Annotated in this window: 7 protein-coding genes; 2 read left to right on the top strand and 5 right to left on the bottom strand. The window is 65.6% G+C overall.

The window, feature by feature from the left end; genetic code table 11:
* Positions 1 to 35: 35 nt before the first annotated feature.
* Both EPO41_RS20140 and EPO41_RS20135 read left to right on the top strand, forming a co-directional pair.
* Complete coding sequence (locus EPO41_RS20140; protein ID WP_296328769.1) at positions 36 to 4,124, top strand: hypothetical protein; 4,089 nt, start codon at positions 36 to 38, stop codon at positions 4,122 to 4,124.
* Between the two features lie 66 nt (positions 4,125 to 4,190).
* Complete coding sequence (locus tag EPO41_RS20135) at positions 4,191 to 5,480, top strand: autotransporter strand-loop-strand O-heptosyltransferase (protein ID WP_296328766.1); 1,290 nt, start codon at positions 4,191 to 4,193, stop codon at positions 5,478 to 5,480.
* A 33-nt stretch (positions 5,481 to 5,513) separates the two neighbouring features.
* Here EPO41_RS20135 and EPO41_RS20130 read toward each other — a convergent pair whose 3' ends face one another.
* From EPO41_RS20130 to EPO41_RS20110, 5 genes are all read right to left on the bottom strand, one after another.
* The gene (locus EPO41_RS20130) at positions 5,514 to 6,719 is read right to left on the bottom strand and encodes a polysaccharide biosynthesis/export family protein (protein ID WP_296328763.1); all 1,206 of its coding nucleotides are present in this window, start codon (positions 6,717 to 6,719) and stop codon (positions 5,514 to 5,516) included.
* 130 nt (positions 6,720 to 6,849) lie between these two features.
* The gene (locus tag EPO41_RS20125) at positions 6,850 to 7,371 is read right to left on the bottom strand and encodes a pyridoxamine 5'-phosphate oxidase family protein (protein ID WP_296328760.1); all 522 of its coding nucleotides are present in this window, start codon (positions 7,369 to 7,371) and stop codon (positions 6,850 to 6,852) included.
* Positions 7,361 to 7,930, bottom strand: a complete 570-nt coding sequence (locus tag EPO41_RS20120) for a UbiX family flavin prenyltransferase (protein WP_296328757.1) — start codon at positions 7,928 to 7,930, stop codon at positions 7,361 to 7,363. The genes EPO41_RS20125 and EPO41_RS20120 overlap by 11 nt, the downstream gene beginning before the upstream one ends.
* A 66-nt stretch (positions 7,931 to 7,996) precedes the next feature.
* Positions 7,997 to 9,763 (bottom strand): UbiD family decarboxylase, encoded by a 1,767-nt coding sequence (locus EPO41_RS20115; RefSeq protein ID WP_296328754.1) that lies wholly within the window; start codon positions 9,761 to 9,763, stop codon positions 7,997 to 7,999.
* Between the two features lie 27 nt (positions 9,764 to 9,790).
* Positions 9,791 to 11,425: a UbiD family decarboxylase gene (locus EPO41_RS20110; RefSeq protein WP_296328751.1), complete on the bottom strand. Its 1,635-nt coding sequence runs from the start codon at positions 11,423 to 11,425 to the stop codon at positions 9,791 to 9,793.
* Positions 11,426 to 11,442: the final 17 nt, after the last annotated feature.

Genomic DNA, 11,442 nt, shown 5'->3' with positions numbered 1-11,442 from the left:
CGATGCCTGCAGTCAATATTAATTTCGGAAGCCAGATGGCGTCGCAATTGACGACGACGAACGTCGCTGGCTGGGCCGTCTATTTCGATGTGAACGGCAACACCCCCACCTGGCAGCAACTGACTGGCACTGCCACCACGCTCACTCTCCCGGATCAGCAGGGCCTAAAGGTCTATTTCCTGCTCCAGAGCATGGCGCCCGGCATCGAGTCTGTGCAGACCCAGATCCAGACAGAAAGCCAGATCTCGCCGACCGGCACCTTGTCCAGCGCGGACACGCTCAACTACCGCTACGACAGCTTCGAGGTGACCTTCACGCCGGCTCCCGCCGATGCCGGCAACCTCACCGACATCAACGGCTTCGGCATCCCGATGGGGATCGACGTCGTTTATGCCGATGGCACGAGCGGGACGCGTGGCTACGCGATCCCGGGTGGCAGCGTCACAACCGACGACACGATATGGAACGCGCTCTCCAGCGCCGGCGGCGCCGGGAGCATCCAGAACTTCACGTCCGCAAGCACGGGCGGCCTCACCGGCCCCCGCATGGCCATCTCCCCCGCCACCGCGATCTCCGAGAATGTCAGCGGAACGAATTATCAGACTTCCAACTGGAACAATTACGTCACGAACCTGCAGACCAGCACGGCGGTATCGGGCGGCGCGGGGGGCGCCGCTGGAACGAACCAGATCCAGATCACTGGCTACTTCAACGGCGCGCCAGACGGCAACCATGTCTGGCACAATGCCGGCTTCTACTCCTATCGGGTAACGTTCAGCGGCGGCAATTTCGTGCTGACGCCGGACGAGGCCAGCCAGATCCAGGGCACGATCACGATCAGCCCGGCCGACCTCGAAAACAGCATCTACATGACGCTGGGCAACGCGACCGTCTCCGGTCTGGCCAATCCCAATGGCGTGCCCGGATCGACGACGACGCTTACGATGAACACCGGCTCCAACAATGAGTGGGGCGCCGTCCTGCGTGATTTCCTCGCGGGCTTCACGGCCGGCTACTACGACGCCACCGGCACCTCGCTGAACTCGGCGATCACCACGCCGCTGAACCTGAACAAGGAGTGGAACCAGGATCCGACCTACGCATTCGGCGGCGCGTCGCCCGGCCTCGTGACCCCGCCAGGCTACGTCTACTACGACGAGTATGCCAAGGTGTTCTTCAACTACACGAACTCCTACGGCAACGGCTATTCGGACTTCCTGACCCGCGCCTACAATGTCGGCCCTCTGGTCAACGTCACCCAAAGCCCGACTGGGTCGCCCACGAGCAGCATCACGATCACACTGTACGGGGATAGCGACACGCCCGCCGGCTACACCCCGCAGACCATCGCCAACTACATCGCTCCACCCGGCGGCAGCTATCTGGTTCCAGCCGGCGTCAACACGAGCGGCATCCAGACGACGCTGAACTTCAACAACATCCAGACGAGCCTCATCGAGGGAACGCCGGTCCAGATCATCCTGAAGGGCGCAACCTCGGCCTCCGATGTGGTGGTGGCAACGATCACCGCCTCTGGCAACTACCAGATCGTCAGCAATGGCAGCGGCGGCTACACCACATCGACCTACGGCAATCCCCCCCCGCTGGGCGTCGTCAACCTGCTGGACCTGCCGGTCACCGCCGCGAGCTCGGGCACCGGCGTCAACTGGTACCAGATCGTCGTCGGCTCGGGGGTGGCGGCCAAGACTTTCAATCTCTACATGACGGTCGATTCGGCCGGCAATATCCTCAATCCAGCCTATAGCGGCCAGGGTGGCGCCATCGCCATCGACGGCCTGGCTGCCATTACCGGCACCGGGACGGGGCAGTACGTCACCGCGGCAAACGGGGGGATGACGATCAGCTTCTTCCCGGGCGGCATGAATACGCTCGATCCGGCTCTGCTGACGACGGTCTCCGGCACTTTGACCCCCTGGGCGCCGCTCGTCGGCATGCGGCCGGGCTACGCGCCGGCCGACGGCGCACCCTTTCTGCAATCCTATGAGGTCTGGAACGCCCAGACCTCCAGCAGCGCGACGCCCCAGACCGTCTACAACGGCGCACTGGTGTTCGGCTGGAACGGTTCCGACCAGGCCGCGCTCCAACAGCAGACGGCGGCCAGCAACTATTATGTCAGCTCGTCCACCAACAAGATTTTCGGCAGCAGCTACGCCAAGCTGACCTTCACCGCGGTGGGTGGCGGCGCGCTGCCCTCCGAGATTGTGTCGAACGGCGGCTACCTCGTGGCTCAGGCCGACGCCGACGGCAACTGGGCAACGTCGGTGCCGGTGTCGTTCACCAACGGCACCTACACCGTCCAGATGCAGGAATTCGCGGATGCGGGCCTGACTTCCGCCCTCAACAACGCCAGCGTGGTCCAGAGCTTCACGGTGGCCCAGGGTGCGGCCATCAGCTCCTACAACCTCTCCCTCGAAACGGGACAGACGAGTGCCGGCCTGCTCATCACTTCCGGCGGTGCGCTGACCGTGAACGGCGGCACGGCCAGCGCGACCATGGTCAGCTCGGGCGGCATCGAATATGTCGCTGGCGGCATCGATAACGGTGCCATCGTGCTCGGCGTGCACCAGGTCTGGTCTGGCGCTAGTGCCACCAGCATGACGATCGCAAGCGGTGGCAGCGGCTACGTGTACGGCACGACATCGGCAGTCGCCGTCAATGGCGGTGGCTTCCAGTATGTCGGCGGCCAAACGTACCAGTCGGTTGCCAGCGCGACGACGGTCAATTCCGGCGGAAACCAGTACGTGTTCGGCAGCGGCTTCGCCTACGGAACGACGGTGCTGAGCGGCGGCAAGCAGATCGTCGGCGGCTCCACCTCGCCCGGGGGCGGCGGATTCGCCATGAATTCCCTGATCGAGACCGGTGGACACCTTCTCGTTTCGGCCGGGGGCAGTGCCGGCAGTTCCTACCAGAGCAGCTACATCGATTCGGCTGGAAGCTCGGTGACAGCGACGCTGGTCTCCGGCGGTGCGACCATCTCGGGTGGCCTCGGCTATGTCTATTCCGGCGGCGTCACATTGGGGACGCTGCTGCAGGGCACTGGCAGCGTGCTGAATGCCTATTCCGGCGGCAGTGCCGCCTCGACCACCATCCAGTCGGGCACGAAGCAGTATGCTTATTCCGGCGGCAGCTCGCTGGCCGCGACGGTCCAGTCGGGTGGTTACGAGATCGTGTGGGGCACGGGCAGCGTGGCCTCGGGCGCCACGGTCCAGAGCAAAGGCTACGAATACATCTACGACGGGGCGCAAGCGAGCAACACGACCATTCAGTCTGGCGGCAACCAGCTCGTCTGGGACTCCGGGACGATTGCCTCGAACTCGCTGGTCCAGAGCGCCGGGCTCATGCATGTGCATAACGGCGGATTGGCCCTGAACGCCACGGTCCTGGGCGGCGGCCTGCAGGTGATCTGGAACGGCGGCAGCGCCAGCAATACCACCGTGAACGGCGGCAGCCAGCACATCGGGCCGTTCGGTTCCGCCTTCGCCACCACAGTTAACAGCGGCGGCTTCGAGTACAACTACGGCTCCTCGCTGAATACGGTCGTCAATTCGGCGGGGTCGGCCGTCACCTTCTTCGGTGGCATGGCGACATCCGCGCAGATCAATTCCGGCGGCACGTATCATGTCATCGCCGGCGGCGTTGCGGACGACCTCACCGTGATCAGCACCGGCCAAGCCTATGTATGGTCCGGCGGATCGCTGCAGGGAGCCACCATCAGCGGCGGCTTCCTCGAGGTCCTGAGCGGCGGCGTGGCCAGCGGTTCCACGATCACCTTCGCCACAACGGGTGGCACCGTGAAGTTTGACGATTCGGTCTCCATCAACGGAAACGTCAGCATCTCCGGTCTGACCCCCACCAACGGCGCGATCATCTTCGGCGACATCGGCTACACGGCCGGCGTCACCTCGGCGACGTGGAACCAGTCTTCGGGCGCTGGCGGCGTCCTCACGATCACCAGCGGCACGCTGCAGGCCTCCATCAACCTGTTCGGCAACTACGTCGCGGGCAACTTCAAGCTGGCGACCGACGGTGCCACCGGCACGCTGATCACCGATCCCGTCGCCAATACCGACCCGTTCAGCCTGCTCGCACATCCACACGCTTAGGCCAGCTCCCGGGGCGCGAGCGACGTCGCTCGCCCCCGCGACAGTTGACGGTCGAACTCACCCAGCATGTCAGAACAAGTCGTACCACCACCCCAGCCTGTCCTCTCGGTAACACTCGACACGCCCGCGGCCGCCGCGCCGGCCGCGTCGTCGCAGGCCGCTCCGGAGGAACCTCCCAAGAGGGCGTTTCCGGCGCCGGCACCGAAGCCTGTTCTGCAGGGCCCCAAGGGCATCTGGTTCGACTTCAACGACGGCTGTCGCGTCGGCATCGAGGACAGCGGCCAGCTCCGTCGCATCCGGCTCAGCGACATCGACACCGACAACATCCTGTTCGAGACGCAGATCAAGTCCGGGCGGGTGAACAGCAGCAAGCGCTACTTCGTGCGCTTCCGCATCGAGGTCTGGGAAGGCGAGGAGAAGGTCTTCCAGCACGACTACTCGGCTGCCGACCGCGAAGTCCTGGTGCAGCTGCCGGTGGGCACGCTCGGCGACACGCTCGGCTGGTTTCCCTATGCCGTGCGCTTCAAGGAAACCCACGGCTGCCGCCTCACCGTATCGATGGCCGAGTGGCTGATCCCGCTGTTCCGCGACACCCACCCCGACATCACCTTCGTGAACCACGAGCAGGTGAAGCCCGAGCGCTACTACGCCACCTACAACGTGGGACTGTTCTTCGACGACAAGGAGGGCCTGCTGCAGCCGAGCGATTTCCGGCTGGTCGGGCTGCACCGTTCGGCCGGCTACATCCTCGGCGTCGATCCTTCCGAAATCCCACCCCGGCTCGCGCTGGCCGACGCCTCACGACCCATCCCGGAACGCTATGTCTGCATCGCCGCACAGAGCACGACGCAGGCGAAGTACTGGAACAATCCGACCGGCTGGCGGGAAATCGTCGAGTTCCTGAAGCAGAACGGCTACCGGGTCATCTGCATCGACCAGCGCCCCGTGCATGGCCACGGCATCATGTGGAACCACATTCCCTACGGCGCCGAGGACCAGACGGGCGACAAGCCGCTGCAGGAGCGCGCGCGCTGGCTGCGCCACGCCGATTTCTTCGTCGGCCTGTCGAGCGGACTGTCGTGGCTGGCCTGGGCTGCCGGGACGCCGACCGTGCTGATCAGCGGCTTCACCCACCCGACCAACGAATTCTCGACGCCCTATCGCGTCATCAACTATCACGCCTGCAACAGCTGCTGGAACGATCCGCTGCTGCGCTTCGACCACAAGGACTTCCTCTGGTGCCCGCGCCAGAAGGACACGCCCCGGCAGTTCGAATGCACGCGCCTGATCACGGCTACACAGGTCAAGGCCGCGATCCGGCGGATTCCCGGCTTCCCTGCCGCCCCCAAACCCTGACGCGCGCCGCCTGCTGCCTCTTGCGGCCGCCGGTCAACGCGTGGTCACGGCGCCGACAGTGACCGCGGTCGCACCGGCGCCCAGGAACGGCAGCAGGATCGTCATCGCCTTCTGGATCTCCATGGACGGCGCGTTGGAGACATAGACGATGTCCTTGTTCCTCACCGGGAAGCGCCGGGCGATGAAGAAGCCGACCGGGTCGCGCAGCGTCAGACGGTAGATCACCGGGACCTCTGGCAGCGCCGACGGGTCGGGCCGTTGGAGGCCGAGCTGGTCGTAGTCGGCGGGCCTCTCGAAACGGATCACGAAGACACCTGTCGGGTCGGCTCGAAAGTCGTTGACGCCGCCGGCCTTGGCGAGCGCCTGCTCGAGCGTGATTCCCACCGCATCGAACGGGATCACGGTGTTGACGCCGGTCGCGCCGGCGGCGGTGAAGGTCTGCGGATCGCGTGCGACGCTGACCACGTCGCCGGCCTGCACGAAGACGTTCTCCGCCGGGTCGTTGAGAATGGCCTGCATCGGGATGCGGACCGATGCGCCGTCGCGCACCAGGGTCACGAAGACCTCGTGCGCTGCCGCCCGGGTGCCGCCGGCGGTGGCGATGACGTCGAGAAGCCGGTCGCCGCGCGTGGTCAGCGGCACGCGGGCACCGTTGGTCACCTCGCCGATCACCGTCACGGTGTTGGCGACATTCCGGGTCACGGTCACCAGCACCTGGGGCTCGATGGCCTTCTCCCGCAACGCCTGCACGATGGTCTGCTCGACTTCGGCTGGCGAGCGACCGGCGACGCGCACGCGGCCGGCATAGGGCACCGTCAGGGCGCCGTCGGGGCCGACGACCTGCTCGGGAATTGTGGCGGAGCGCGAGCCGGAACTGCCGCGGTCGTTGGCGGGCGCGGAAAACAACCCGCCCGCGGCCGCTTCCCAGATCACGACCTGGACGTAGTCGCCCACGCCGATCAGCTGCCGGGCGGCGGGCCGCTGCCGCCCGAAGCTTCCCTGGAGCGATGCCGCGCTCCAGCGCTGCATGATGGCGACCGTGTCGGCCGTCACGTCGACCAGGGCGAACCGTGTGCCGCCCGACCGCCCCGGCCGGCCGGCACCCGCGATTTCCGACGTCGTCGGCCCGCTCGCCGGCAGACTGTCACAGGACGCGAGAAAGGCAGCGGCCGGAAGCGCGCTCAGCAGGTGACGACGCGTCGCCAGGATGCGGAAACGGAAATGGGAATGGGAACGCACGGTCGTGGGAGGTTTGGAATTCACACCTAGCAGTCTCGCGGAACGCGACGACGCGCAACGCATAACTGCCTGATCTTAGATGAATTCCTGTCGGCAAAGCGAGTGGACAAGCGGGCGCTCGTCGGCGCCGTTACCGTCCCGCAGCGTCGTTCACCTCGCGCAGCAGCGGCCACACGGGCTTGCCGTCCACGATGCCGACGCTGAAGCGCACGCCGATGCCGCGGCGATTGTCCAGATAGCGAATGCGCGTCGGCCGGAATATGTGCGCATGGGCGCGGAACGCAGAGCGGACCGCCCCGACCGGATTGGCCATGAGATCGCGCGCAAAGGGGAATTTCCCGACATAGGCCGCGAACGCCGCAGCCTTCGCGCCGATCGTATGGGCGAGCCCGGCCACGCCCTCCATCTGCAGGCCCCTGATGTCCCGCCAGGTGGCGACGGGAGCGTGCACCGACGCGGCGCAGACCGGATTGATCACGAGGTTGCGGCAATGCCGCGAATCGAGCGAGGAAAAGAACACCAGGTCGAAGCCCGAGGAGGCAAAATAGACATCGCTTGCCCAGGGTACGTTGTCGGCACAGGTCGCCAGGGTCATCGGGGCCACTTCGCGAAGCAGCGCTCCCGTCGCGGCCTCGAACTCCTCAGACGTCATCGCCGCTCCAGCGCCGGAACAGGTCGTGCTCGATCTCGAACTGATCGAGAACCTTGCCGACCGTCTGGTCGACCACGTCCATGATGGTCTTGGGGCGATGATAGAAGGACGGCGCCGGCGGCAGGATGATGCCCCCCATTTCCGCGACGGCCGTCATGTGGCGCAAGTGCCCGAGGTGGAGCGGAGTCTCGCGCGGCACCACGATGAGCTTGCGGCGCTCCTTCAGCGTCACGTCGGCCGCGCGGGTGAGCAGGTTCTCGTTCAGCGACAGGGCGATCTGCGCCAAGCTCTTCATGGAGCACGGCATCACCACCATACCGGTGACCCGGAACGAGCCGCTGGAAACCGATGCGGCGAGATTGTCGTGGGCGTGGACGACGTCCGCCAGCTCCCTTACGGACTCGGCGCTGCGATCCGTCTCGAGCCGCAACGTGAGCTCGGCGCCCTTGCTCAGGACGAGATGGGTCTCCACGTCGCGAATGCCCTTCAGCACTTCGAGCAGCCGGACGCCGTAAATGACTCCGCTCGACCCGGAGACGCCCACGATCAGTCGCTTCATGACATGACTCCCCTGGTTGCAAGTCATCGCGCGGGCGAAATGCGCCTTCGGCACGAACTCGTCCGGCTATTCGTCGGTGTCGAAGCGATCCTTCAGCGGGAAGCCCGGTGGATAGTCCACCTCACCGGTCTTCTCGTTCCAGCGCACGACACCCTCGCGCGGAACGCCGGCAGTGGGGCCTCCGACGGCGTCGGTATCGACCAAACGGGCCGTCCGCAGCCCGTTGATCAGCCAGTCGCCGTCGACCGCACGCTGGGCGCACTTCGTCCACTCCTCGCACCAGTCGCCGAGGTTGTAGCCGTACCACTTCCAGCGCGGGGTGACGGGCGGCAGACCGGCCTTGTCCCAGAGGGTCCTGGCCTCCTCCATCAGCTCCCGCGCCGGCAAGGCAACCGGAGGCATGTCGTAATGGAGGGTCGCGTCGATCATGATCTTCGCTTCCCATTCGCGGTCGCGCAGCTTGGGCGCATGGCCGTTGGCCTGGTGGTCCACGATCTTCACCGACTTCATCAGGTCGGTGCGATAGGCGATCGCCCACAGCACCTCCTCGACGTTGTTCGGGTTGATGTCCTCGTCGACGGCGACCGTCATCTTGCCCACCGAGCGCATGAAGGTGGTGGCCCCCTCCAGTGCCCGCCAGATTTCGGTCTTGGGCGTGTTCCGCTCGAGAACGACGACCGTGAACCGCGAGACGCCGATCATCGGCCCATGCAGCGCGACGTCCTTGACCTGCCGGATATACAGCGTGTTCTTCAGGTGGTTGAGCATGATCGCGCTGTAGTTCAACTGCTTGATGACACCCGACTCGGACGGCGCCATCTGCGAGATCATCGAACTCAGCACGGCCTTCTTGCGCCGCGTGATGGCGGTGACGGTGATCGAATGGTTGTATTCCTCCACCGACATGTTGCCGTAGGACTCGCCGAACGGCGCCTCCATCTCGAGCTTCTCCGGATCGAGCCAGCCCTCGATGATGATCTGGGCGTCGGCCGGCACCATGAGCGGGATGGTCTTGCACTTGACCTTGCGGTATGGCGCGCCGGCCAGGGCGCCGGCCACGTCCATGTCGTCGAGATACTCGGGCACCTTCTGCGGGCCGACCACCTGCAGCGTGGGCGGCGCGCCGACGATCAGCGCCACCGGCATCTTCTCGCCGCGCTCCTTGTATTTCGCCCAGTTCTGGTGGGCGCCGCCGTTCGTCTGGATCAGCCACATCCCCGTCATGCGGTCCGACGCCTTCAGGCTGCAACGGTTCTGGCTGATGTTCTGGATGTTCGTGTCGGGATTGAGCGTGACGAACAGGCCGGCGGAGAAATACGGCGCCGTATCCCAGCCTGGGGTATTGTTGGGAACAGGCAGCGTGTCGAGGCCGTTGCCGGCGCCGCCCTTCAGATCGTCGCCCGTCAGCACCACCTCATGGACGGGCGCCTCCTCCGACGGGATCTCGACGGCGGGAATCGGGTGCTGGAAGGCGTGGGACCATTTGTCGAAGATCTTCTGCGACAGCGCCGACAGTCCTTCGTCGGGCTTGTGCTCGATGCCCATCGACAGGGCGTAGATCGCCGGCGACCCTGCCGTGCCGCCGACCTGCACGTCGCAGTTTCCCTTGTACTTGCGCCCCTTGGAATCGGTGACGTTGGTGAACAGGAAGGCCCGCTTCGGATTGCTGTTGAGTACCGTGCCGACGTCGCCGACATAGCCCCACCGCACGAAGGCATGCAGGTGCCGGTCCTTGTTGATCTCCTGGTCGATCTTCCAGAGCAGATCCGCCTTCTCGAGCTTCTCCAGGTGATCGTTGAGGTCGTCGTACTTGCGCTGAAATCCCTTTTGCACGGCAATGCTCCTCTTGATGCGGTTGGCCTAGTCGCCCTCGGATCGAATGCCGCGCGCGGGATCCTGCGGCTCGGCGGTGGTACTCATATGCGCGGCGGAGCGGCGGCCGTTGGCGATCCAGTCGCCGCGTGCGGCGCGTGCGGCGCAGGCGTCCCATTCCTCGGACCAGTCGCCGAGCGAGTAGCCGCTCCACGGCGACTGCGGCCGCAGCGGCGGCAGCTTGAGCTCCTCCCAGAGCGCACGGGCCCGCTCCATGTATTCCTTCTTCGGCAGCGCGACCGGCGGATAGTCACCCTTGGCCGTGGCATCGATCAGCATGGTCGCGTCGGTCTCCGAGCCCTTCAGCGCGGGACCGTGTCCCTTGCCGCGGTTGGGCACGACATGCGTGTCCGTCAGCGGGTTGGAACGGTAGGCGATCGCCCACAAGACATGGTCGGTGTCCTCGGGGTCGATATCCTCGTCCAGGGCGATGCAGAACTTGCCGATCGCCGGCGTGAGCGAGGCCGTGCCCATCAGCGCCCGCCAGATCTCGGACTTCGGCGTGCCCTTCTTCAGGATGAGGAAGACGAACGGCCTGAGGTTGGTCAGGGGTTCGTGCATCGAGACGCGGACGACGCCCTTGATGTTCAGCCCGTCGCGCAGATGGGCGAGATAGAGCGGCTCGTAGGCGACCTTCTTGATGACGCTCGATTCGCTCGGCGTGACCTGGGAGATGATCGAGGTGATGGTGTAGGACGGACGCCGGGTGATGGCGGTCACGCGCATCGAGAAGTTGTATTCCTCCAGCGCCATGTAGCCGTGCGACTCGCCGAATGGCCCCTCGGGTTCGAGCCGGTCGGTGTCGATGAAGCCTTCGATCACGACCTGAGACTCGGCGGGAACGAGGAGATCGACCGTCCTGCATCTGACGACGTTGATGGGGCATCCCGCGAGGCCGCCCGCCACGGTGAGTTCGTCGCAATCGAGCGGCAGCTTCTGCGGGCCGACGAAGGCCACGATCGGCGGGGCGCCGAGCACCACCGCCACCGGCATCGGCTGGCCAAGCTTCCGGTACTTGCGCCAGTGCACGCCACCGCCCGCGAGCGTCGATCGTTCCATCATCACGGCCAGGCGATCCGGCGCTTTCAGGTTGCCGCGATAGAGGCCCATGTTCTGGATGCCGCTGTCGGGATCGCGGGTGAACCAGAGCGCCGCCGTGAGGTAGGGCGCCGTATCATAGCCGGGGGTCGAGATGGGAATGGGCAGGGCATCCAGCCCGTGACCGGGCTTCGACAGGGCCTCGCCGGTCTCCACGACCTCCTGGCAGGGTGCCGCCGCCACCTGCCGCGGGGCAATGGGATGGGCGATCGCGTCGAGCCAAGCCTTGCCGATCTCCGCTTCTGGCCTCTTCATGCCGAGCGCGTAGATCTGACGGTTGCCGGCCAGCGCGCCGATAGCGACGCGGGCACCGGGATAGGAGCGCCCCGTCGCATCGACGACGTTGGTGAACAGGAATGCCTTGCGATCCGCTTCGGCGATGCCGCCGCGATACTGCCAGCGCACCAGCGGATGCATCTCGGTATCCTTGTCGATGGCGCGATCGACCGAGCAGACGAGTCCGAGCGCCTTCAGCCTCTCGACATGCGCATCGATGTCGTCATAGCCGACCGGCCCTTCTGCCATCGATTCCTCCCCCCGAA

This window comes from Reyranella sp., assembly GCF_004297265.1.
Taxonomy (GTDB): Bacteria; Pseudomonadota; Alphaproteobacteria; order Reyranellales; family Reyranellaceae; genus Reyranella.
The sequence above is the reverse complement of the archived record's forward strand: the minus strand, read 5'-3'. Positions and strand labels throughout refer to the sequence as shown.

Excerpts from the sequence above, each read along its gene's own strand:
- EPO41_RS20140 (WP_296328769.1), top strand. The coding sequence starts at position 36 with ATGGCGTCGCAATTGACGACGACGAACGTCGCTGGCTGGGCCGTCTAT.
- EPO41_RS20135 (WP_296328766.1), top strand. The coding sequence starts at position 4,191 with ATGTCAGAACAAGTCGTACCACCACCCCAGCCTGTCCTCTCGGTAACA.
- EPO41_RS20125 (WP_296328760.1), bottom strand. The coding sequence starts at position 7,371 with ATGACGTCTGAGGAGTTCGAGGCCGCGACGGGAGCGCTGCTTCGCGAA.
- EPO41_RS20120 (WP_296328757.1), bottom strand. The coding sequence starts at position 7,930 with ATGAAGCGACTGATCGTGGGCGTCTCCGGGTCGAGCGGAGTCATTTAC.
- EPO41_RS20110 (WP_296328751.1), bottom strand. The coding sequence starts at position 11,425 with ATGGCAGAAGGGCCGGTCGGCTATGACGACATCGATGCGCATGTCGAG.